This window comes from Parvibaculum sedimenti (assembly GCF_009184905.1).
Classification (GTDB): domain Bacteria; phylum Pseudomonadota; class Alphaproteobacteria; order Parvibaculales; family Parvibaculaceae; genus Parvibaculum; species Parvibaculum sedimenti.
Genome location: NZ_WESC01000012.1, coordinates 1 through 22,888, shown reverse-complemented (window position 1 = coordinate 22,888; position 22,888 = coordinate 1). Strand labels below are relative to the sequence as shown.

Annotated in this window: 17 protein-coding genes and 1 pseudogene; 10 read left to right on the top strand and 8 right to left on the bottom strand. The window is 58.4% G+C overall.

Translation table 11 applies throughout. The annotated features are described in order from the left end of the window. Positions 1 to 172: 172 nt before the first annotated feature. The 3 genes from F2P47_RS13185 to F2P47_RS13175 all read right to left on the bottom strand — a co-directional run bounded on the left by F2P47_RS13185 (position 173) and on the right by F2P47_RS13175 (position 5,276). Positions 173 to 343: a CsbD family protein gene (locus tag F2P47_RS13185; protein WP_152216842.1), complete on the bottom strand. Its 171-nt coding sequence runs from the start codon at positions 341 to 343 to the stop codon at positions 173 to 175. A gap of 264 nt (positions 344 to 607) precedes the next feature. Continuing rightward, entirely contained in the window at positions 608 to 760 is a 153-nt protein-coding gene (locus F2P47_RS13180) for a DUF3309 family protein (RefSeq protein ID WP_152216841.1), read from the bottom strand. Between the two features lie 109 nt (positions 761 to 869). Then, positions 870 to 5,276: a chemotaxis protein CheB gene (locus F2P47_RS13175; protein WP_152216840.1), complete on the bottom strand. Its 4,407-nt coding sequence runs from the start codon at positions 5,274 to 5,276 to the stop codon at positions 870 to 872. A 186-nt stretch (positions 5,277 to 5,462) separates the two neighbouring features. Here F2P47_RS13175 and F2P47_RS17720 point away from each other — a divergent pair, with 186 nt between their 5' ends. From F2P47_RS17720 to F2P47_RS13145, 7 genes are all read left to right on the top strand, one after another. Beyond that, complete coding sequence (locus tag F2P47_RS17720; RefSeq protein ID WP_185681106.1) at positions 5,463 to 5,624, top strand: hypothetical protein; 162 nt, start codon at positions 5,463 to 5,465, stop codon at positions 5,622 to 5,624. A gap of 22 nt (positions 5,625 to 5,646) precedes the next feature. Beyond that, entirely contained in the window at positions 5,647 to 6,222 is a 576-nt protein-coding gene (locus F2P47_RS13170) for a lipid-binding SYLF domain-containing protein (RefSeq protein ID WP_152216839.1), read from the top strand. Between the two features lie 126 nt (positions 6,223 to 6,348). Next, the gene (locus tag F2P47_RS13165) at positions 6,349 to 6,573 is read left to right on the top strand and encodes a hypothetical protein (protein ID WP_152216838.1); all 225 of its coding nucleotides are present in this window, start codon (positions 6,349 to 6,351) and stop codon (positions 6,571 to 6,573) included. Between the two features lie 159 nt (positions 6,574 to 6,732). Further along, the gene (gene dps / locus F2P47_RS13160; RefSeq protein ID WP_152216837.1) at positions 6,733 to 7,212 is read left to right on the top strand and encodes a DNA starvation/stationary phase protection protein Dps; all 480 of its coding nucleotides are present in this window, start codon (positions 6,733 to 6,735) and stop codon (positions 7,210 to 7,212) included. Between the two features lie 127 nt (positions 7,213 to 7,339). After that, positions 7,340 to 7,705 (top strand): response regulator, encoded by a 366-nt coding sequence (locus tag F2P47_RS13155; protein ID WP_152216836.1) that lies wholly within the window; start codon positions 7,340 to 7,342, stop codon positions 7,703 to 7,705. Positions 7,706 to 7,811: 106 nt separating this feature from the next. Continuing rightward, positions 7,812 to 8,339: a DUF1003 domain-containing protein gene (locus F2P47_RS13150; protein WP_152216835.1), complete on the top strand. Its 528-nt coding sequence runs from the start codon at positions 7,812 to 7,814 to the stop codon at positions 8,337 to 8,339. A 151-nt stretch (positions 8,340 to 8,490) separates the two neighbouring features. Further along, a complete protein-coding gene (locus tag F2P47_RS13145) occupies positions 8,491 to 8,985 on the top strand; it encodes a DUF2141 domain-containing protein (protein WP_152216834.1) in 495 nt (164 codons plus the stop codon). Between the two features lie 87 nt (positions 8,986 to 9,072). On the opposite strand, the gene F2P47_RS13140 is transcribed toward F2P47_RS13145, so the two are convergent. From F2P47_RS13140 to F2P47_RS18065, 5 genes and pseudogenes are all read right to left on the bottom strand, one after another. Further along, positions 9,073 to 9,465, bottom strand: a complete 393-nt coding sequence (locus F2P47_RS13140) for a phospholipase D-like domain-containing protein (protein WP_152216925.1) — start codon at positions 9,463 to 9,465, stop codon at positions 9,073 to 9,075. Between the two features lie 376 nt (positions 9,466 to 9,841). Then, positions 9,842 to 10,147, bottom strand: a pseudogene (locus F2P47_RS18145) (phospholipase D-like domain-containing protein); the annotation flags it as partial. 371 nt (positions 10,148 to 10,518) lie between these two features. Continuing rightward, positions 10,519 to 11,232: a DUF6134 family protein gene (locus F2P47_RS13130; protein WP_152216832.1), complete on the bottom strand. Its 714-nt coding sequence runs from the start codon at positions 11,230 to 11,232 to the stop codon at positions 10,519 to 10,521. A 53-nt stretch (positions 11,233 to 11,285) separates the two neighbouring features. Beyond that, the gene (locus F2P47_RS17940) at positions 11,286 to 11,381 is read right to left on the bottom strand and encodes an entericidin A/B family lipoprotein (protein WP_246176897.1); all 96 of its coding nucleotides are present in this window, start codon (positions 11,379 to 11,381) and stop codon (positions 11,286 to 11,288) included. Positions 11,382 to 12,090: 709 nt separating this feature from the next. Further along, complete coding sequence (locus F2P47_RS18065) at positions 12,091 to 12,216, bottom strand: hypothetical protein (RefSeq protein ID WP_281349291.1); 126 nt, start codon at positions 12,214 to 12,216, stop codon at positions 12,091 to 12,093. 286 nt (positions 12,217 to 12,502) lie between these two features. Between F2P47_RS18065 and F2P47_RS13120 the strand changes: the two genes are divergently transcribed. The 3 genes from F2P47_RS13120 to F2P47_RS13110 all read left to right on the top strand — a co-directional run bounded on the left by F2P47_RS13120 (position 12,503) and on the right by F2P47_RS13110 (position 22,391). Continuing rightward, on the top strand, positions 12,503 to 21,067 hold the full coding sequence (locus F2P47_RS13120; RefSeq protein ID WP_152216830.1) for a glycoside hydrolase family 94 protein: 8,565 nt from the start codon (positions 12,503 to 12,505) through the stop codon (positions 21,065 to 21,067). 145 nt (positions 21,068 to 21,212) lie between these two features. Then, the gene (locus tag F2P47_RS13115; protein WP_152216829.1) at positions 21,213 to 22,061 is read left to right on the top strand and encodes an RcnB family protein; all 849 of its coding nucleotides are present in this window, start codon (positions 21,213 to 21,215) and stop codon (positions 22,059 to 22,061) included. Positions 22,062 to 22,199: 138 nt separating this feature from the next. Then, entirely contained in the window at positions 22,200 to 22,391 is a 192-nt protein-coding gene (locus F2P47_RS13110; protein ID WP_152216828.1) for a Thivi_2564 family membrane protein, read from the top strand. Positions 22,392 to 22,888 lie beyond the last annotated feature (497 nt).

The following is a 22,888-nucleotide window of genomic DNA, read 5'->3' as shown; positions in this document are numbered from 1 at the left end:
CCCCCTGTGACCGGCGGCTCCACCTCTTCCCGATTGATGAGCTTTGTATCCGGCGGGTGGAGAAACCCGGGAGCCGGATGAACAACAAGGCCCCGACAGCTTTTGCTGCGGGGCCTTGCGTCGTTCAAGCGAATGATGCCAGTGAGCGGCTACTTTGCGAAGCTCTGTCGCGTCAGGGCTTCAGGGAGTCCTTCACCGCGCCGACCATATTTTGAACCTTGCCTTCGGCTTTGTCGGACTTACCGTCAACCTGCAGTTTGGCATCGCCGACCGCCTTGCCGACGGCTTCCTTGATCGCGCCCTTGACCTGCTTGCCAGATCCGATGATACGATTCTTGTCCATGATGTTTGTGGCCTTGTGCTAAGTGCCGGCGCTCATTGCGCCCGTTCGACGATGCTTGTGAATGCCCCAGGCGTCAGATCAGGGGGATTATCTGTCTACGCACTTCTTGATGCTTCAGTGGGTTTCGGAAATATACCAACCAGCTCGTGGCGCGCTGTGGCAGGCCTGGAGGATTGGTGAGGTAGCCAGCAGCGCGAGCATGATGAAGGCCAATATCGTTGTTCTCGTGCGCATGATGACGTCCTCTATCCGCAGTGTGCCGGCTCAAATCCGGCCCATGAGCAGCAAGATGACGACGATGAGAAGAACAAGGCCCAAGCCTCCGGACGGGAAGTAGCCCCAGTTCGCGCTGTGCGGCCAGGTCGGCAAAGCGCCGACCAGCAGCAGGACCAGAATGATCAGTAGAATGGTACCCATGCTCGTGCGCAGCTCCTCTGTGATTTGAGCTGCACACTAGCGAAAGGAGAGGGCGGGCCGATAGACTCGGAATCTACCTAGCGGGATTCAATGTGTGATCGACTGAATTTCAATCGCCGGCAACAGTCTCATCGGCGGCGTTTGACGCGGCTGCGAGCGCCAATCTGGCCAGGGCGGGCAGCGATCTGGTGCCCGTTTTCTTCATGATCGACGCTCGATGGTTTTCGACGGTACGCTGGCTGATGCCGAGATCGGCGGCGATATTCTTGCTGGGGTGCCCCGCCAGAACCATCTCCATGATCTGGCGTTGCCGCGATGTGAGCGTCGCCAGATGGTCTACCGCCGTTTGCCGCCAGGCAACGAGCTTTCCGGAATCCCGCGACTGTTCCAGCGCGCGCCGGACTCCGGCAAGGAGGTCGGCGTGGCTGATCGGCTTTTCGACGAAATCCGAAGCGCCTGCCTTCATCGCCTGAACGGCCATCGATACGTCGCTGCTGCCTGTGATCATGATGGAGGGCAGCTGATGCCCCTCATCTTTCAATCGTTGCAACAATTCGATGCCCTTCATTCCGGGCAGATAGGCATCGATCACGAGACAGGCTTCACCGCCCCGACGATAGGCCGCCAGGAATGCCTCGCAGCTCGAAAAGTCCTCGACCGCCAAGCCATCATCTTCAAGCGCTGTGCGTATCGCCTCGCGGACGTGGTTGTCGTCGTCAATGACAAAGACAACCGGCGTTGCAGGGCGGACGATCGGCTCGGGTGGCGGCGGCGAGACCTGGACGGTGATGGCTGATGCGGTGAGCAGATTCTGGAGGATCTGTGTCAGCTCCCTCGGCTTCACGGGCTTGTTAAGCTGCGTGCAATTCTGAAGCGCGATGTCACGCAAGGTACTCGTCGAGATGTCGCCCGTCAGAATGATCACCGGGAGAGCGGTATGAAGTCTCTCCCGCAGCTTTTTCGCCATCTGGAGCCCATTCATGCCGCCGGGCAGATTGTAATCCGCGAGAATGAGATCGGGCCTGATCGTACCTCGGGCAACCAATTCCAGCGCCGAAGAACCATCGGGCGCGGCTGCCACATGGTGACCCTCGCTCTTGAGTAGAAGTTCCATGAGCTCGCGCACCTCAGGGTCATCCTCGACGATCAGGACATTGCCCGTATGGTGTGTAGATTCCGCGACTGCCGCATCAGCGCCGTGCCCATCATGTTTGGGGTGCGGCGCCGCTTCGCCCGCGCCTAGCACGATCTCGATAGCAAAGGCGGAGCCTTTCCCCGGGCGTGAGCGGACATGTATCCGATGACCGAGCAAATCGCTCAGGCGTTCGACGATGGAGAGGCCGAGACCAAGTCCGCGAGCGCGCTCGCGGGCAGCATTGTTGAGCTGATGGTATTCCTCGAAGATTTTCCGTAGCTCGCTATCTGGAATGCCGATTCCGGTGTCCCAGATTTCGATGCTGAGTGAGCCGGCATGCCGACGGCAGCCAAGCAGCACTTTGCCGTGCTTGGTGTATTTCAGGGCATTCGAAAGCAGGTTGCGGATCATCTGTTCGAGCAGGCGCGGATCGCTTTCTATCGAAAGACCGCATGGAACGACCCGCAAGCCAAGTCCCAGGGCTTGCGCATGATAGGTAAACTCATCCCTGAGGCGGCTGAACAGATCGTTGATGGGGAAGGAAACTACTTTGGCACTCACATTGCCGGCGTCGATCTGGTTGATGTCCAGTAGTGCATTCAGCATGCCTGAGATCGCAGCCAGGGTTTCATCGAGTCGTTTGACCAGCGTCTGCGCCCGCTCACCTTCGACAGTCATCGCCAGCATGCCTTGCAACAAGGCAAGTGTCTGAAGCGGTTGGCGGAGATCATGACTCGCGGCGGCGAGAAAACGAGACTTGGCGGCATTCGCCAGGTCCGCTTGGCGTTTGGCATCCTCCAGCGCCTGCGCGGCGCGCTTCCGTTCGGTGATATCAGTGAATGTGATAACGACGCCCTGGACTGCATTATCCTGGGTGCGGTAGGGCAATATCCGGCGCATGAACCAGGTGCCGTTCTGCGCCTCGATCTCGCGGTCGAGTGGCGCGAGGGTCTGCAGGACCGTGCGGGCATCTGCAAGGAGAACGCCATCCGAAGCCAACGAGCTGAGGTCGGCAAGCGGACGGCCGATATCGTTCGGGATAAGGTTGAAAAGCATCTTCGTCGCTGGCGTGAAGAAGCGGATATTCATCTCGACGTCAAGAAAGAGTGTCGCGACATCGGTGCTGTAGAGCACATTCTGCAGATCGTTGGAGGTTGTACGTTGCCGTTCCAGCGTTTCCTGAAGCTGGCTATTGAGGGCAGTGAGCTCTTCGTTGAGCGACTGCAATTCCTCCTTGGAGGTCAGTAACTCCTCATTCGTGGACTGATATTCTTCATTGATGGATAAGGCATCTTCGGTGATTGCCTTCTGCTCCTCGCTCGCTATTTCGAGGTTGCGAATAGCGCCCTGAAGCTCACCTCTCGTGGCCTTCAGTTCCTCTTCCAGCTCGACGACCCGCGCGACATTCGTCGGCACGGCTGGCGTTCCTTGCTGACGTGCGTGCTGTGGCTCATCAATGAAGCTGATGAAAAAAAGCTCTTCACCATTGTTCACGACCGGCTGTACGGCGATTTTGAACGAAGCCTGATCGCCGCCTTGTTTTGTTCGGCCGCCCGGGACGACAATGCGTTTTTTTTCCTGACCTGCCTGATGAATGGCCGCGCGAAGCTTGATGCGCAGCCCATCGGTCACCATTGCGAGGAGATCATGTGTCGGTCGCCCCGGCGCCACATGCAGGTAGAGTTCCGTGGGCCCAAGCGAATAAAGGCACTCATGCTTGCTGTCGATCAGAACCGACGCGGGCGCATAATTCTCCGCCACCAGCTGCCTGCAGAGGTCGGCGAGCGCGGCCTGGCGTGAGATCGCGGCGCCTTGTCCCGGGCGTGCCGGGATGCGCGCGCCGTCTGCTGGGCTTATCGAAAAAGCCAACTCACCCGGTCGGCTGCGGCCAATATGTCGAAAGAGCCGGGCCGGCTTTGAGATCACCGCGAAGCGGCCATCGTCATTGCCAACGGTCTCCGAGTTTCCCAGCAGGAGGATGCCACCCTCGCGCAGCGCGAAATGGAAAACAGATATGGCCTTTGCCTGCGCCTCGGGGCGCAAATAGATCAGGAGATTGCGGCATGCAATCATGTCGAGGCGAGAAAATGGCGGATCGATCAATAGATCCTGAACTGTGAATACCACGGCCGTGCGGAGTTCGGGCGATACTCGGTAACCTCGATTATCCTTCAAAAAGAAGCGTGCAAGCCGCTCCGCCGACACATCTGCGTCGATCGCGTCCGGATAGAGGCCTTCACGGGCTTTCGCTACCGCGTCCGGGTCGACATCGGAGGCAAAGATCTGAAACTTGATGTTGAGCTTCGCAGCGGCTATTTCCTCGCGAAAAAGCATGGCAAGCGAATAGGCTTCTTCGCCTGTGCTGCATCCTGCGACCCAGATGCGCAGTGGCAGGTCGGGCGAGCGGCTGTGGATCATCTCCGGAATGATCGTCGCAGCCAGATAGTCGAATACCTTCGGGTCTCGAAAGAAGCTCGTCACATTGATGAGCAGGTCATTGGCAAGAAGCTCGAGCTCCTCGGCGTCCCTTCGTAGAATATCGAGATACCGATCCGTGTCATGCGGGGCGATGCCCGCCCGCGACATGCGCTGCGTGATCCGACGCTGCAGCGTACCGGGCTTGTACAGCGTGAAATCATGTGCCGTTTTGCTGCGCAAAAGATCGATAATCGCTGACAAATGATCCACGGCATCGCTCTGTGGCGCCGCGTCGGCATGAACTCGAGTGGAGGCAGCTTTCTGGCGATATTCGACGAGGGCCTGGAAAATCTTGGCGACGGGCAGCACAAGATCGACCGCGCCCGTCTGGATTGCACTGCGGGGCATGCCGTCATAGCTGGCTTCGTCGGGGTCCTGAGCGATGACGAGACCGCGGCTTGCCTTCACAGCTTTCAGCCCAAGGCTCCCGTCGGCCCCCGTTCCGGAAAGGACCACACCGGCGGCACGGGCGCCGTACTCGACCGCCATGGAATGCAACAAAAAGTCGAAAGGTAGGCGTGCTCCATGGCGCTCTTGCGGCTGCGAGAGGTGCAGCGCCCCATTGCCGACGGAGAGATACGCCCCGGGGGGAATGACATAAAGATGATCGCTCTCGATGAGCATTCCATTCGTCGCTTGTAGCACGGGCATAGATGTGTGCGCCGCCAGCAATTCGACCATCATGCTTTCGTGGGTCGGGTCCAGATGCTGCACCAGTATGAAAGCCATGCCGATATCGGCGGGCAGGGTAGCCAGCAGCTTCCGGCAGGCGTCGAGGCCTCCTGCGGAGGCGCCTATTCCGACAACCTCGAAATCGTCAGCGGTACCAAGCGGCCTGCGAATGGCGCGTCGGCCTGCGTGTGCGTCGATCACTTTCGCCGTGCGCGGGCGGCTTAATGCCATGTGACGTTGCTTTCAAAAGGCCGATCTCGGAAGCCTTAATGTTTAATAATAACACGGTTTTCCTTGTCGATGGTGTTTCGTTATGGGGCGAAATGTTCGCGGCTAAGTAGTTTCCGAGGCTATTTTCCGCCGTTTCTGTCGGGCTATGGTCCGGGCGTCAGGTTTTGATCTGTCTGCAGAGGGCCGATGCGATCGAACTTCGACGCGCAGGGTATTGAGAGTAGTGCCGATAACGCGGGCGTGACCGGAATGGCGGCCTACGCCCACGGTATTGGCGCAGCAGGCAAGCAGCGAGACCGAGGAAGCGCCGGCGCTTCGGGCGGTGACAAGACCGTCATTGCCAAATAACCAGACGAACAGGAATTCAACGATGACGATCAACATTCGAAGCATTTTTCTAGCAACCTCGCTCGCCGTGGCGACGGTGGCTGCGACGGCTGTTTTTGCGGGCGCGCAGGATCGCGCAAACGCAGCGACTGCGGAGGATCTCAACAAGGATTCTGATCAGGCGTTGCAGATGCTCTACAAGACGAATCCGCTGGCAGCCTCGCTTTCGAAGAGAGCCAAGGCGATCCTCGTTTTCCCCAACATGGTCAAGGCCGGGCTTGTGTTCGGCGGTGCCTATGGTGAAGGCGTGCTCAAAAAGGGCTCTACGGTCGAAGGTTACTATAATTCCGTCACCGGGTCCTGGGGGTTGCAGGCCGGCGCCCAGTCATACGGCTACGCCGTATTCCTCATGACCAACAAGGCCGTGAAGTATATTCACCGCTCGGAAGGCTGGGAAATCGGCGTCGGGCCGACGGTCGTGATCGTCGATCAGGGTGTCGCCAAGAACCTGTCCTCCTCGACACTGAAGGACGATGCCTATGCCTTCATTTTCGATCAGCAGGGGCTGATGGCAGGCGTCAGCATCGAGGGAACGAAGATCAGCCATATCAAGCGCTGAGCGGCGACCGGACAATCAGCTCTCGCCTCGTCCCGGATACCGGACGAGGCGATTGCATGTCAGGACTTCCGATGAATTAAAAAGTCATTCGCCAATTCGCGGCTCTGCCGCTCAAGGGAGATATCCATGGATCGTTTGCTCACGGGCGGCGTCGTTCTCGTTCTTCTCGGCTTGCTCGGCTTCGCAATTCCGGTTTTCACGACCCATAAGACCGAAGACGTTGCGCGAGTTGGGGACCTCAAGATCCAGACGACGGAAAATACCCGACACGACATACCGCCGCTGCTCAGTGGTGGTGTGATGCTTGTCGGCGTCGTGCTCATCGCCGCGAGCCTTTACAGGAAGCGCTGAGAAAGCGGGCGAAGTCGTCTGCATCTGCGTAGTTTCCGAGGCTCTGCTGCCGAGGGGCCGGGCGCTAGTGTGGCGCTTACGGATACGTCCTGCGTCATGCGATGTACCTGAAGTGCACCAGCGACGTTTCCACCCTTCGTAAGTAGTGGAGAAGCGATCATGCAGCCGACACGAAACACGCTGCCCGAGAACATTCGGGCGCAGTCCGTAGAACTCCTGAACCGGCATCTCGCGGCAGCAATTGACCTGCATTCCCAGATCAAGCAGGCGCATTGGAACGTGCGGGGGCTGAGCTTTATCGCGGTTCACGAGCTTTTCGACAAGGTTGCGGAAGAGGCGGAGAATTATTCCGACCTCATGGCCGAGCGCGCGGGCGGATTGGGCGGAACAGCCTACGGGACCATTCAGATGGCTGCGGAGCGGTCTTATCTGATCCCATATCCGCTGGGTATCGCGGATGAGCAGCAGCATATCTTCGCCGTTGCGGGCGCGTTGGCTGCCTTCGGCCAGTCGGTGCGTGAGGCGATTGATCAGGCAAGCGGCTTTGGTGATGCCGACACCGCCGATCTGTTCACGGAAATTTCTCGCGACGTCGACCACCAGCTTTGGTTCGTTGAATCCCATGTCGCACCAAAATGAGAAAGCCGGTCGTCTCCAGGCATCGATTTGTCATCGATGGCGTTGAATCGGTAACGACAATCTTGAGGTTTGACGCATGCATTGAGGGCAGGGCGCATGAAGGCGCTGCCCCAGGCGAGGCAGATCAATGAAGGCTAGCCGTGTCCTGGTCGTTGAGGATGATGCGCTGATCGGGACGTATCTTGCGGAGCTGCTCACGGCGATGGGGCATATGGTGTGCGCCGTCGAGACCACTGAGACCGGAGCAGTTGCCGCCAGCAAGCAATACAAGCCGGACCTGATGATCGTCGATGTGAAGCTAGGGAATGGAAGCGGCATCGCTGCCGTCGATGAAATTCTGCGCTCAGGATTTGTCCCGCACGTCTTTGTAAGCGGACATATCCTCGCAGTGCAGACGCTCCGGCCGGACGCGATCATCCTTCAGAAGCCCTATAGCGGGCCCCAGCTTGCTCGGGCGATTCAGCGCGCGCTCGGTATCACGCCGCCTTGTTGAAGGTCATTTGTGGCAGTTGGCCAGGCATTTCCCGGCATATGCTCAGGTCGTGAATCTTCGCAGTATCTGCCACGAAATTGTCGCCTTTGGGCAGGACAAAAGCCAAATGGAAACGACACCGAAAGAGCTTCTAACGGGGCACGATATCGCGCTGGCGACGGCCCGGCTTCGCTCGGAACATGAGCAGGAGACGAGTGGCATACAGCGGGCGGTGGATCGCCTCACGGCGATCGTTGGACGACCGAGCTTTGTTGCGATTCTCACGCTGGCAATTCTGTCGTGGATGGTCGGCAATTTTCTGGCAGGGTTTCTGGGCTTCACGGAGATCGACCCGTCGCCGTTTGTCTGGCTTCAGGGCGCGCTGAATACGGTTGGTCTTTACATCGCAGCCCTCATTCTGTCGACGCAGCGCCGTGAGGACCAACTTTCGAGCCAGCGCGAGCAGCTGATCCTCGAACTCGCGATCCTGAACGATCAGAAGGCGTCAAAGATCATCCAGCTTCTCGAAGAGGGGCGTCGTGATAACCCGTCGATAACCGACCGCGTTGACGAGCAGGCGCTCGCCATGTCGACGCCATCGGATCCTCACTCGGTTCTGCAAGGCATCAAGGATTTCCATGAGGGTTCGACCTGATGCGTTGTGAGGTTGCATGAGGTTGAACAAAAATGGTTTCTGGATTCGAACGACATGGTGCCTATAATTTTCGCGATATCGAGAGTTCCGGTCATATAGGCGTCAGGTGAGCCGCACTTCGGTCGGGGCCGTTCCAGGAGGTGCTTGAGGAATGATCTGGAAAGTCGTTGCGGGAATCGTTCTGGCGCTCTCGATGGCGATCCCCGTACAGGCAGGCAATCTGAATGTGACCGTGCTGGGCATTCGCTCGGAAGCTGGTGCCGTGATGATAGGTGTCTACGATAGCGCCGAACGGTTCTCAAAGGCCGTCAATAATGCGGCGCATGTCGGGCTTCTGAGCGACAAGGGGCGCCTGATCGGGGTGACTCTACGGGCGAGAAGGAGTGAGCAGGGAATTGGATTCCTGAAGCTCCCGCCGGGCCGCTACGCCGTCATCGTGTTCCACGACGAGAACGACAACGGACTCCTGGACAAGAGCTTCCTGGGTATTCCGATGGAGGGTTACGGTTTTAGCAACAATGCGCGCGGTTTTCTAAGTGCGCCGTCTTTTGATGTCGCCGCTGTAACCGTAGGTCAGGCGGACACAAATATTTCCATTGTACTCTCATACCAGTTGGCGCTATCGCCGCCTCGGCTCGGGAAGTAAGCTCTCTGCACGGCGACTTGGCCTTTTTTCCACTGGGCTGGTGTTTCGGATGCCCATCCGTCGGATGCATTTCGAGAAGAGTGCCTCTTACAGCAACTTCTGCCAGGCGATGACCAAGGTCTCCCTCAGCCGCTGCAGTAACGGGCGATTCTTCCAGGCTTTCAGGTCTATTGCTGTGGCGTCGCGTTGATCGTCTGCGAACATGGCCTCCAGTTCAGTAGCCGTCTCGGTGCCCAGTACCACAACGTCGACCTCATCGTTGAAGATGACACTCCGGTGATCGAAGTTGGATGAACCGACAGCCGACCATACACCGTCGATGACCAGCGTCTTTGAGTGAAGGACCACATCGTGGGTTTCGTAGATTTTCACTCCCGCCTCCAGCAGATCCGAATAGTGCGAGTGCGCAACGGCGATAGAGGACTCGGAGTCGCTTTTGTCGGGCAATAGGAGACGGACGTCTACGCCGCGCCGCGCCAGTCAGGTCCTCCATTTCCTGCTCCGTCGGAACGAAATAGGCAGCACTTATCCTGATGGTCTTCTCGGCATTCCGTATCGCCGAGAGCAGCGTCGCGTAATAGGGGGGGATGGGTTGATCGGGCGTACTGCCCAAGACGCGAACGACGGCGGTTCCCTTTGGGGGAATTTTCGGGAACAAGTCTGACGTCTTGATCGGCGGACCCTTCTGCTGGTTCCAATGATCGAGAAAGAGCGCCTGCAACTGCGCGACGGCAGGCCCCTCGATTTCGAGGTCGGTATCTCGCCAATGTTCAAGGGGGGCACCTTTTGGCGGCCCCGATTTTCCGATTGGATTGCTCTGATAGGTGGAGCTGAGATTGACTCCGCCCACTATCCCGATGGTGCCATCGGCAATCAATATTTTGCGATGGTCGCGATCATTGAGCGAGTAGCTCACCTTCGCGTCCAGAGGATTAACAGGATTGAACGCGACGAGGTTCACACCGGCTTTCTTCAGCCGATCGAAGAATGCCGTGGGTGTGCTGCCGGATCCGAAGCTGTCATAGATTACATTGACGGCAACCCCAGCCTCACGCTTGGCGACGAGGAGATCGCCGAGATGCTTTCCGTCACTTTCGACATCTTCGAAAATGTAATATTCGAGGTTTATATTATTGGTGGCGCTTTCGATCGCGCGAAACATGGCGCGGAAAGACGCGGGCCCATCGCGCAAGAGTCGGGTGCGGTTACCGGCAATCAGGGGGCTCTCAGCCACCGCTTGCTCGATCGCAAGATGGCGCCGGAGTATGCCAGCGTCGCCCGGCTCAGTGCTTATTCGACTAAGCAGCGCCTTGCTTTGTTGCGCGCTGAGTGGTCCGCGGGCTCCCATGATCTGCTGCTTCGACGTCGAGGCACGAGCATGGCTAATGTAGGGCACTGAGGCGCAGCCGGTCAGGGAACAAAGGCCGATACAAACCGCTATGAGAATGTTGAATCTCGACATGGGCCGGGGCACGGCAGGCCCCCGGCCTGTCCGTGGAAAGCTCGCCCGATAAGCGATCCGGTGCTGGCCCATCAGGGGGAACTCCGCAGGTCGGGAGAAGTTGCAGGGCTCAAAGTGTCGGCCGCTCTCGAGGATGTCGAAGTGAGAATAAAGTCGATCTGCTCGCCATCCTCAAGGCTGCGAAACTTTATTGGCACGCCCTGCGCATCGAGCCAGACCTCCCATTTGTCCTCCTGAGCTTCCGTACGAATACGGAAGTGGCGCGCGGATATGGACATCCCTTGCAGAAGAACCGTGTCGGCCTCGCCGCCGGTTACCTTGACGTTGTAGATCTTGCCTGACTTGGTTGACACTACCACGCCCAAACCGATGCGCTTGAGCGACCAGGGATCGGACGGCAAGACGCTAGCCGGGGCAGAGGTTGTTCCCGATGCCGCGGTAATAAAAAAGCGACCGTCTCTGGCCTCGCCATGAACGGTGCTCTGTCGACCATTCATCCTGGTCACGCTCTTTAACGAAATCAGATGTCCATTCTGCAGGACCTCTTGTTGATCGGAATCCTGCCTGTAGATGACAATGCCGATCAGCGTGATCGCCACGTGCAGCTGCGAAGTTATCCGGGTAACACCATTGGCATCGTCGAAGTTGTAGACGTAGGTGCCGATATCGCCATATAGCGGATGTTCAACCTTATAGGTGTCAGTCCGCGTTGCTGCGGACGCGTTGCCAATCAGCGTCGATGCGATGAGAGACGCGGCGCAGGCAAGGCGTGGAGCCAAAATCACTTTTGAGTTTCCTTCTTCTCGCAGTGCAGCCCGCTCGCCTTGAAAGCTTCGGTCTACTTGTGTTCCCGAGCCTCTCCGGAGATTTCCGATCCAGCCTTGGATACGTCCTTGCCGGCGCCTTCAACGGTGTTGCACGCGGTCAATGCCATTGACGCGCCGCTGAGGACGACAAGGCAGATGAAGGCAATCGCGAGATTTTGACGCATGGTTAAGTTCCTTTGGTTTTCCGAGCACCGACAGATCGTTTTCTGGACAATGCAACCATTTCCAGTTTGTCGCGGTCTGCGAATCTCCCATATGAAATCTAACTTTAGTCGTCCCTCTCCAGCAGCCTCGGAAACTACTCAACCCTATTAAACGATAGGCCCCTCACTTAAGGTGCCTCGGCACAAGCTGCCTCGGCACACCAGGCTCTGCGCTTCGATAGTGGTTCGCAAACCAGCGTTCTTCCGGTGCGTACGCGGCCGCCGCCTATCCCGAATCGACGTTTTACCCGGCGCTCGTATGTCATCGTCGTCGTGAATAAGCTTGAAGTTGTGATCAATGAGAGTTGTCGCCCGGTGGCGAGCGACGGGAATATTTTTCATTTCACATATTCTCGTTCGCGACTGAGCCAACATGAACATGGTCCTAGGTATTTTCCGAGCCTCATACGCGCAGGGCGCGTTGTGTCAAGGTACGCGAATTATTGGCGCTCCTCGCCTGCAATGGACGTATGTCCACCCGTGTCACTGACTTGTCGCCCAAAAGGCCGACAAGCCAGTGGACGAGATGGCTGCAATTCCGCCGCGTCAAAGCATCGGAGGAAAAATGAGAAAAATTTCAACTGTGGTTTGCGGAACATTGGCGCTTTTGGCGCTATCGGGCTGCTTCCGTCACGGCCATGACGGGCGTCCTGGCGATGACGGTGGTTACCACGATGATCGCGGCGGAGATCGTGATCATCGTGGTGACGATCGTAACGAGCGGGGTACGTATGCGCACTGAATCCACATACGGCGTCAGCGGACTTATTTCAGGGCGGACGAGTTGAACGGCCTATCTGTTGATCCGTAAACCTCTTAGATGAACGACTCGTCACGTGAGACGATGCATCCATGAATTTCGTATTCGTCGTATCAAGTCGTGACTATTAGCGCGGCTTTCGGAACAGCGCTTTAAAACCGGCGTCTGCGTCTGCTTCAGCGCTCAAATCGTGCGAATGGAAATTTTCGCGGGAAAGAAATCAGCTAACGCCCGTCTCGATCCTACCTTGGCCGGAAAGGCATATATGAGTTCTATCCTGAGTTATGTGCGTAGATTTCATCGTTCGACACCGCTCTGGAGCGACCCGGCGCCGGTGCGGGAAGAGCTTTTCGGTGTTGAACGGCTAGAGCAGCATGCCGAAAGTCTGGCAGCTGCCCAGCCGATAGGTGCTCGAGCGCCCGCCGTTTTGCCATTGAGTACCCGCCTTGATGATAATGCCGCCGTGTTGCTCGCCGTCTATCGCGCGAGTGCCGCCGAGCTGGAGAGTGGCCGGGGAGTGGTTCCTGCAGCAGAGTGGCTGCTCGACAATTATCACGTCGTCGAAGAACAGATTTGCGAAATTCGCGATGACCTTCCGGATGGATATTATCGCCAGCTGCCGAAGCTGACCGAAGGTCCATTCGCCGGATATCCGCGGGTTTTGGGCATCGCTTGGGCCTATGTTGCCCATACCGATAGCCACTTTGATCCCGAAACACTGCGTCGTTTCATTGGCGCCTATCAGCGAGTGCAACCCCTCACGATCGGCGAATTATGGGCGGTTGCGATTACGCTTCGGATTGTCCTCATCGAGAATCTGCGGCGATTGTCCGACCAGATGTCGGCCGGAAGGGCAGCGCGTGCCGATGCTGATGCCTTGGCAGGCCGGCTGCTCGCGGCCGGCCACGGACGATCCGCGCTCGAGGCTGATTTGGCTACGCGTCCCAGCGGCCCCTTGTCGGAAGCCTTCGCTGCACAACTTGCAAAGCGATTGAGAGATCAGGATCCGATAACGACGCCGGCGCTCGGCTGGCTGGAGGAGCGGCTTCAATTGCAGGGAAGCGAAATTGACGGTGTGGTGCAGCAGGAGCAATTGAGGCAAGGCGCGTCCAATCTCTCCGTCCGCAATATCATCACCAGCATGCGGTTGATCTCGGATATCGACTGGGCCGACCTCTTTGAAAGCGTGAGTCTTGTTGATGAGCGGCTGCGTGCGGCGAGCAACTTTTCTGCGATGGATTTTCCAACGCGCAATCTTTATCGCAGTGCGATCGAAGAGCTGGCACGTGGCGCATCCTCGCCGGAGCTCGAAATAGCTGACCATGCGCTACGTTCTTCGCGTATTGCTGCTGCCAATGTTGAAGATCATACAGAGGCAGCGCGTCTTGGTGATCCCGGCTACCACTTGATTGGCGGAGGCCGGCGAGCGCTCGAGCGGGCGATGAACTTCAAACCTTCGACTCGATTGCGGATCAACCGCTTCAACATCCATCTGGGTATAGGCGGCTACGTAGGCGCGATTCTACTTACCACAACCGTCTTGCTGCTTTCCGGTCTGTGGGCGCTCTCATCCACCGGCCTCATCGGCACGCGGCTCGCGTTGTTCGGACTGGTTGCCATTCTTCCCGCAATGGCGGCGGCGACGGCGATCGTCAACCGTATGATTACCTGGAATTTCGGCGCGGTAGTTCTACCAGGTCTCGAACTCAAAGGTGGCGTGCCGTCGTCGCTGCGAACCCTCGTCGTCGTTCCGACGCTTCTGACCAGCGAAGCCGATCTTCTGGAGCAGATCGAACGGCTTGAGGTGCACCATCTTTCCGGTGCTGGCGGCGATCTCTCGTTCGCCCTTTTGTCGGATGGCTTGGACGCCGATATGGAGGTCGTGGAAAGCGACGCACATCTGCTTGCCGTCGCCGCCGACGCAATCGACCAATTGAATCGCCGTCATGGACCGGGCCCCAGCGGCGACCGCTTCCTTCTGCTGCATCGACACCGCGTCTTCAATCCCGGCGAGAATAAGTGGATGGGGTGGGAGCGCAAAAGAGGCAAGTTGCATGAGCTCAACAGGCTATTGCGCGGCGCCACCGATACGACCTTCATGTCCGTTGGCGGGCACCCGCCGCACGCGCCCGCCGGCGTGCGATATGTCATTACGCTTGATGCGGATACGCGGCTGCCGAGAGATGCCGCACTCCGGCTGATCGGCAAGATGGCGCATCCGCTCAACCGACCGAAATTCAGCGCCGCCGAGCAACGTGTCGTCGAAGGCTATGGCATTCTTCAGCCGCGCGTGACGCCGTCGCTGCCGATAGGACGGGAAGCTTCGGCCTATCAGAGGATATTTTCCGGGCCTGGCGGCATGGACCCTTATGCGGCGGCTGTATCCGACGTCTATCAGGATATGTTTGGAGAGGGGTCTTATACGGGCAAAGGCATTTACGACGTCGATGCGTTCGAGGCCGCCATGGCCGGCCGGGTGCCCGAGAACGCTCTGCTCAGCCATGATCTTTTCGAAGGCATTTTTGCGCGAGCGGGTCTTGCCTCCGACGTCGAGGTCGTTGAGGAATTTCCATCTCGCTATGATGTCGCCGCCAAACGCCAGCATCGCTGGACGCGCGGCGACTGGCAGCTCATTCCCTGGATATTCGGGAGGCCGGCCGGAGGTCAGGCGGTTCCGAGAGTCGGCCACTGGAAGATGCTGGACAATCTTGTCCGATCGCTAATGGCACCTGCCACGTTGCTGGCCTTCCTGGTCTGTTGGATTCTCCCTATGCCCTCGGCGCCGGTAGGCGTGTTGCTGATCCTTGCTGCTATCGCTATCCCGACATTCCTCCCGAGTTTTGTCTCCGCGCTACCACAACGCGCGGGTAGCCGTCCCCGCAATCACTTGAGGATTCTGGCGAGTGATTTGAGCCTCGCTGCAAAGCAGTCCGGTTTGTTGGTTGCGTTCGTTGTCGATCAGTCGACACGAATGATCGATGCCTCTGCAAGGACATTGGCGCGGCTCTTTGTGACGCATCGCCATCTTCTCGAATGGACGACTGCGGCTGAAGCGACAGGGAAGGCTCCCTTGGATCTTGGCGGCTATTATCGAGGAATGGCCGGCGGGACTGTGCTGGGACTTCTTCTCGCTGGCGCCGCTATCGTCTTCGAGCCGTCATCCTGGCCAATAGCGTTGCCATTTGCATTGCTGTGGCTGGCGGCGCCTGCGTTGGCCTTGAGAATTAGCCAGCCGGCGGCCGCTAAAAGCCGGCTTGTGGCTTCGGGACCGGAGGCACGCGATTTGCGCCTCATTGCGCGTCGTACCTGGCGCTACTTCGAGACCTTCGTGACGCCAGACGACAACATGTTGCCACCGGACAATTTTCAGGAAGTGCCGAAGCCGATCATCGCGCATCGGACCTCGCCAACCAATATGGGCCTCTATTTGCTCTCGACTGTCGCCGCGCATGATTTCGGTTGGGCGGGCATAGTGGAGACAGTCGAGCGTCTGGAGGCGACCCTCGGCACCATGCAGAAGCTGCCGCGATTCAAGGGCCACTTCTTCAACTGGTACGGGACGATGGATCTGCGTGCGCTCGATCCAGCTTATGTTTCATCCGTAGACAGTGGGAATCTGGCTGGGCACCTGATCGTGCTCGCCAATTTCTGCGAAGAATGGACTCATTCCTCTGTCGTTCCGGATGCGCGGTCTGGGATGAAGGACAATCTCCGGCTTTTACTTGAGGCGCTTGATGCCGAGGGCGTAGAGAGCGGGAAGGGGCAGAGCCTGTTCCCTGCTATTCTTAAAGAGATCAGCACGAAGTTGAGCGGGACGCAGACACTCGAGACGATACTGCCAGAGCTGAAGCAACTCGTTGAGAAAGCCGCCAAGGTAGCCCCCGATCTTCAGCCTGCATCTGCAAAGGCGAGCTCATCGGAGCTGAGCTTCTGGATCGGGGTGTTGGGAAAAGCCGTGTATGAAAGTGGCCGGGACCGGCTTCAAATCACGGAATCGCCGCACATCCTGAGGGGCCGGCTGGATGCGCTCGCCAGAACGGCGCGCGAGATGGCGCTCGCGATGGACTTCGGGTTTCTCCTCGATCCCGAGCGGCAGCTATTGTCTATCGGCTATTCCCTTGCCGAGAACAGCCTCGACTCAAGCTGCTATGATCTTCTCGCCTCGGAATCGCGGCTCGCAAGCCTGTTTGCCATAGCGAAGGGTGATGTTCCCACTCGGCATTGGTTTCACCTCGGGCGAGCGGCGACCCCGGTCGGGAGCGCATCAGCTCTGATCTCCTGGTCCGGATCGATGTTCGAATATCTGATGCCGTCGCTTGTAATGCGTGCGCCGGCTGGCAGCATACTTGAACAAACCAATCGTCTGGTGGTGGCGCGGCAGCAGGCTTATGGCGCGTCGCTAGGTATTCCATGGGGCATCTCGGAATCCGCCTTCAATGCCCGCGACATTGAATTCACGTACCAGTATTCGAACTTCGGCGTTCCCGGTCTCGGCCTCAAGCGTGGTCTCTCCGAGAATGTCGTGGTTGCGCCCTATGCAACAGGTCTCGCCGCCATGGCAGATCCTCACGGCGCAAGAAAAAACTATATTCACCTCGCGAGGTTGGGCGCGCGCGGTCGCTATGGCTTCTATGAAGCTCTCGATTTCACTCACTCGCGACTTCCGGACAATGAGGATGTCGCAATCGTCTACAACTTCATGGCCCATCATCAGGGTATGACTATAGTTGCCATCGCGAATACCCTCCAGAACGGTCTTATGCGGGCCCGGTTCCATCGGGAACCGATGATTCAGGCAAGCGAGCTGTTGCTTCAGGAGCGAATGCCGCGGCACATTGCGGTTGCACATCCCCGCGCCGAAGAGGTCAAGGTCTCTCCCACCGAAGTCAGGACTGGTGCTCCGACCGCGCGTCGCCTTTCGGCGTCGACACTCGACGCCCCGGTTACGCATTTGCTGTCGAACGGTTGCTACGCAGTGCTGCTGACTGCGGCAGGGGCCGGCTATAGCCGGTGGCGCGATATTGCGGTGACGCGGTGGCGAGAGGACGCCACGCGCGACGACTGGGGATCATTTATCTTTTTGCGGGATATGCAGAGCGGAAATGTCTGGTCTGCCGGAGCGCAACCGCTCGGAATTGAGGCTGACCACGAAGAGGTCGTCTTCGGGGAGGACTACGCCGAGTTCATCCGCCGCGACGGGACATTGACGACCACTATGGACGTTATCGTCTCGGGCGAAGATGACGGCGAGGTTCGTCGCCTATCGCTGGCGAACAGCGGCCGCCGGACGCGCGAGATCGAGTTGACATCCTATGCCGAGGTGGTTTTGACGTCACCCGCAGCCGACAATGCGCATCCGGCCTTCTCCAAGATGTTCGTTCAAACCGAATATCTTGCCGATTACGCCGCGCTCATTGCGACGCGCCGCCCGCGCTCTCACGATGAGCCGCGAGTGTGGGCTGCGCATTTCGCTGTGGTCGAAGGTGAGATCTTCGCCGATCCGCAATACGAGACCGATCGTGCCCGCTTCCTTGGACGGAGCCATACAGTCGCGACGGCTTCTGCGATCGCGGACAGCCAACCGCTCTCAAATACGGTTGGGACTGTTCTCGATCCGATATTCTCACTGCGACAGTCTATCAAGATCCCGCCGGGCAAGGTCGCCCGCGTCGCTTTCTGGACCGTCATTGCGTCGACGCGGGAGGAGCTCCTTGTCTTGATCGACAAGCATAACGATCGAAGCGCATTCGACCGAGCAAAAACTCTCGCCTGGACTCAGGCCCAGGTTCAGCTTCGCCATCTTGATATCGAGCCAGGGGAGGCTGCGGATTTTCAGCGCCTGGCTGCGCCGATCCTCTATGCGGACCCACGCTTCAGGGCATCATCGGATGCGATTGCCCGCGGTGCCGGCTCACAGTCTGGTCTTTGGCGGCACTCGATTTCCGGGGACTTGCCAATCGTGCTCCTGCGCATTGACGATATCGAGGATATCGCGCAGGTGCGCCAGCTTCTACGTGCGCATGAGTATTGGCGCATGAAGCGTCTTGATGTCGATCTGGTCATCGTCAACGAGCACGCCTCATCCTATACCCAGGATCTGCAGTTGGTGATCGAGGCCGCCGTGCGCAGTAGCCAGATGCGGCCGCGGCTTGGCGGGGAACAAACGCGTGGTTCCGTCTACGCGCTTCGCGCAGACATGATGAGTGTCGAGACCCGCGCCTTGCTTCTGTCGGCCGCCCGCGTGTCGCTGATCGCCCGCCGCGGCCCAGTCGCTGATCAGCTTTCGCGGTTGCTGCGCCCTTCGATCGTGTTGCCGGCCCATCACAGAACAAGGCGTACAATATCGGCGCCGAAGCCATCAGCGCCGATGGATGGTCTTGAGTTCTTCAATGGATTTGGGGGCTTTGACAATGACGGTCGGGAATATGTGACCATCCTCAATGCGGACGAAACGACGCCTGCGCCGTGGATCAACGTGATCGCAAATCCCGGCTTCGGCTTTCAGGCTTCGGCGGAAGGAAGCGGCTATACGTGGGCCGAGAACAGTCGTGAGAACCAGATTACGCCGTGGTCTAACGATCCGGTCGGAGACCCGACAGGCGAGGTGATTTACGTTCGCGACGAGGAGACCTTCGATCTCTGGAGCGTAACCGCGCAACCGATCAGGGATGGTGGAACCTATGTTGCCCGGCATGGTTATGGCTATAGCCGTTTTGAACATCAGGCAAAAGGCGTCGCGCTGGAGTTGCTTCAATATGTTCCGATTGCCGATCCGATCAAGATTTCACGCCTGACGCTTCGGAACCTATCGGGGCGGAGGCGTCGGCTATCGGTCACCGCCTACGCGGATCTGGTGCTTGGAACGTCCCGTGGGGCATCAGGTCCATTCATCGGGACGGAGATCGACGATGAAACGGGGGCGATGCTGGTGCGCAATCCGTGGAGTCTCGCTTTTCCCGGTCGCGTTGCCTTCGTCGATCTGGGCGGACGCCAGACGGCGTGGACAGGCGACCGCACCGAATTTCTTGGTCGCAAAGGGACACTTGCGGCTCCGGCGGCACTGGTTGGGAAGTTGCCTTTGTCTGGAGCAACCGGTGCCGGGCTCGATCCCTGCGCGGCCTTGCAATGCGTTGTGGAACTTGACGCTGGCGAGATGATCGAAGTCGTCTCCTTCGTTGGACAATGCGGGTCCGTCGATGAGGTCCGTGCACTGATCGCGCGTTATCGCGATAGCGATCTCGACTCCGTTTTCGACGAGGTCACAGGCCAGTGGAAGGCGGTGCTCGAAGCGGTTCAGGTCAAGACGCCCGATCGCGCTATGGACATCATGCTGAATGGTTGGCTGCTCTATCAGACGCTTGCTTGCCGCATCTGGGCACGTTCGGCCTTCTATCAGGCAAGCGGCGCTTACGGCTTTCGCGATCAGCTTCAAGATGGCATGGCATTGATGGTTGCACAGCCCGAGGAAACACGACGTCATCTCCTGCGCGCTGCTGCCCGGCAGTTTGTGGAAGGAGATGTCCAGCATTGGTGGCTTTCGCACTCGGGGCAGGGCGTGCGAACGCGTATCTCGGATGATCGGGTGTGGCTCGCATTTGCGACCGCGACATATATCGCAGGCTCGGATGACGTTACGGTTCTGGACGAGATTGTACCGTTTATCGAGGGCCCGCCTCTGCCTGCTGGTGAACACGATTCCTTCTTTCAGCCGATGATGGCGGATGAGCGGGGCACATTGTTCGAACACTGCGCGCGTGGCCTTGATCAGTGTCTCGAACTTACCGGCGAGCACGGCCTGCCCCTGATCGGCACCGGCGACTGGAACGACGGCATGAACCGTGTCGGCGAAGGTGGCAAAGGCGAAAGTGTGTGGCTTGGCTGGTTGCTGCTGCGGACCATCGAGCTCTTCGCGCCGCTGGCCGACGGTCGTGATGCATCTCGTGCTCAACGATGGCGCGCTCATGCGATCGTGGTTCGCGCCGCGCTCGAACGTGAGGCGTGGGATGGCGAATGGTATCGTCGTGCAACTTACGATGATGGAACCTGGCTCGGCGCAAAAACGAGCGACGAGTGCCGGATCGATTCCATTGCTCAGTCCTGGTCAGTGTTGTCGGGCGCTGCCGATCCGGCAAGAGCCGAGATTGCTATGGCGTCGCTGGATAGGCTTCTTGTTCGACGTGATGAGGGCATTGCTCTGTTGTTCTCGCCGCCATTCGATAAGACGCCGCGCGATCCCGGCTATATCAAGGGTTATCCGCCGGGCCTGCGTGAAAATGGCGGGCAATATAGCCACGCCGCCATGTGGGCAATCCTTGCCTTTGCAAGGCTCCGAGAGAGCGAGAAGGCAGTCGATCTTTTCAGGCTGGTCAACCCTATCAACCACACGCGAACAGCCGGGGAGGTCGAACGCTATAAAGTCGAGCCCTATGTCGTCGCTGCCGACGTCTACTCCGTCGCGCCTTATACTGGACGCGGAGGATGGACCTGGTACACGGGCGCCGCCGGCTGGATGTATCGCGCCGGCGTCGAGGGGATTTTGGGCATTCGCCGCGAGGGCCGACTTCTTGTTATCGATCCCTGCATTCCGGCGGACTGGCCGGGCTTCGAGGCGACCGTGAAGATGGGGTCGACAAGTTACGACGTGCACGTGGAGATCTTACCATCGGACGATGTCGGCATTTCACATGCTGTTCTGGATGGTTTTGAAATTGACTGTGTCGAAGGCCGGGTCCGGCTTCCATTGGATGAGGCAATACACAGCCTGTCGATATATCGAGCCGGGAGCGGGGCTCAATCTTATGCTGGCGTGGCGACGCTCGCTCTGAACTGACTGCCAAGCCGGATCCAATCTGCCGCCACGATCGTTAAGTGCGTCCGAACTGAAGACCGCGACAACATTGATATCAAGCGATCAAGCCGCATTGAGACGCTGCGGAATCTCTCTAATGACACAATGATCTAACAGGAGATCTGCGATGAAACGGCTCTTTATTCCAACGCTTTCTCTCGTGCTTCTTGCCGGGATGCCCGCACATGCGGCACCGCCTGACAACCAGCCGGGCAACGAGGACGACAGCGCCAAAAAGCACAAACAACAAGGTGAACAACCGCAAGGCAACGAGCAAGGAAAGCCTGGCGAACGGAAGCCGGGCGGACAACAGGAGCGTGGGCAACAGAAGCCTGCCGGCGTAAAACGCCAGGATCACCCGCAGCAGGGGCAGCCCGGTGGCCAGCAGCAAGGCGGCGCACCGCAGGGCGTAAAACAGAAGCCAACGGGTGTCCAACCGCAGGGTATGCAGCAGCAGGAGGAGCGCGCTAAACCAACGACGCCCGGTAACCAGCCGCCACAGCCGCGGGTTCAACAGAAGCCGATCGGTGGCCAGTGGCAAGGCGGCCAACAGGACCATCGTCCTCAAGGTCAAGACGCCGGCGAGCGTCAGCGCAAACCTCAGGGGCAGGACAACGTCCGGACGGAGCGTTATAGCGGGCCGCGCGATTACACGCCCGGTCGTCGTCCGACCAACTGGAACAAGCGCCCGCGCCAGTTCGACCCGCGCGATTACCATCACAACTACCAGGCGGAGCGTCGTTATCACTGGGGTCAATATCAGCGCCCGCGGGGCTGGTATGAGCGCCGCTGGCTATTCGGTGAATTTCTGCCTGCATTCTTCTGGGCACGGAATTACTGGATCGCGGATTACTGGATGTTCGGTCTTGCGATCCCGCCATATGGTTGCGAATGGGTCCGGTACGGCAACGACGCGCTGCTGATCGATACGGACTCCGGCGAGATTCTGCAGGTAGTCTACGGAATATTTTATTGAATCCCTGAATGACCTCGACGTTTGAACCCGGACCGCCTTGGATGGCTGTCCGGGTTCATGTCCCGACCGGCAATGAGGAGTATGGCGTGAACTACAACAACGCCCTTCCTCTCACTGATATCCAACAGGAGAATCTCAATGCCTCTGATCAACCTCGTCGTTGTACTGATCGTGGTTGGCGTGCTGCTTTGGCTCGTCAATACTTACATACCGATGGACGGAAAAATAAAAAGTATCTTGAACGCGGTCGTCGTCATTGTCGTCGTGATCTGGCTATTGCAAGTCTTCGGGGTTCTGGATTCGCTGAGCGGCATTCATGTTGGTCGATGACTTGTGAAATGCAAATGGGGCTTCAGGGCGGTTCCGAACTGCGCCGCCGGAGCGCGAAGGACGAGACGGCACAATCTTCAAGACGGGCAAGATGGCAGCTTGTCCTTCGCGCTCCTGCTTCGCCGCCCACTCCTTGGCTATGATCCGAAATGTGTTCTCCGAGGACGTTGCCTCTGTGAGCTTTTCCAACTTTCTGAGATAGGCAGGGTCTCTTCCCCTTTGACGACGATGCAGCGGGCAGCATCGCGCGCCTTGGCGCGCGACACATCGGGATAGCCCCCAATGCAAGAGTTTTCGAATCCCACGACAGCGGTACTGGATTCGCCAGTAGTGCCACCCGTTTGGATTTGGCTGCATCGGTCAGTGGCGTGGAGGTGCCTCCACAGAGAGGCGAAATGTACCGTCAGAGATACTGTCACGGTAAGCGATGTTTCGTTCACACCTTGACTGGATAATTCCAAGGGAGCAGATCTTTGATCTGGCTTTGCTTGTGTCCG

Excerpts from the sequence above, each read along its gene's own strand:
- F2P47_RS13185 (WP_152216842.1), bottom strand. The coding sequence starts at position 343 with ATGGACAAGAATCGTATCATCGGATCTGGCAAGCAGGTCAAGGGCGCG.
- F2P47_RS13170 (WP_152216839.1), top strand. The coding sequence starts at position 5,647 with ATGACGATCAACATTCGAAGCATTTTTCTAGCAACCTCGCTCGCCGTG.
- F2P47_RS13150 (WP_152216835.1), top strand. The coding sequence starts at position 7,812 with ATGGAAACGACACCGAAAGAGCTTCTAACGGGGCACGATATCGCGCTG.
- F2P47_RS13155 (WP_152216836.1), top strand. The coding sequence starts at position 7,340 with ATGAAGGCTAGCCGTGTCCTGGTCGTTGAGGATGATGCGCTGATCGGG.
- F2P47_RS13145 (WP_152216834.1), top strand. The coding sequence starts at position 8,491 with ATGATCTGGAAAGTCGTTGCGGGAATCGTTCTGGCGCTCTCGATGGCG.
- F2P47_RS13120 (WP_152216830.1), top strand. The coding sequence starts at position 12,503 with ATGAGTTCTATCCTGAGTTATGTGCGTAGATTTCATCGTTCGACACCG.
- F2P47_RS17940 (WP_246176897.1), bottom strand. The coding sequence starts at position 11,381 with ATGGCATTGACCGCGTGCAACACCGTTGAAGGCGCCGGCAAGGACGTA.
- F2P47_RS17720 (WP_185681106.1), top strand. The coding sequence starts at position 5,463 with ATGCGATCGAACTTCGACGCGCAGGGTATTGAGAGTAGTGCCGATAAC.
- F2P47_RS13115 (WP_152216829.1), top strand. The coding sequence starts at position 21,213 with ATGAAACGGCTCTTTATTCCAACGCTTTCTCTCGTGCTTCTTGCCGGG.
- dps (WP_152216837.1), top strand. The coding sequence starts at position 6,733 with ATGCAGCCGACACGAAACACGCTGCCCGAGAACATTCGGGCGCAGTCC.
- F2P47_RS13110 (WP_152216828.1), top strand. The coding sequence starts at position 22,200 with ATGCCTCTGATCAACCTCGTCGTTGTACTGATCGTGGTTGGCGTGCTG.
- F2P47_RS13175 (WP_152216840.1), bottom strand. The coding sequence starts at position 5,276 with ATGGCATTAAGCCGCCCGCGCACGGCGAAAGTGATCGACGCACACGCA.
- F2P47_RS13165 (WP_152216838.1), top strand. The coding sequence starts at position 6,349 with ATGGATCGTTTGCTCACGGGCGGCGTCGTTCTCGTTCTTCTCGGCTTG.
- F2P47_RS13180 (WP_152216841.1), bottom strand. The coding sequence starts at position 760 with ATGGGTACCATTCTACTGATCATTCTGGTCCTGCTGCTGGTCGGCGCT.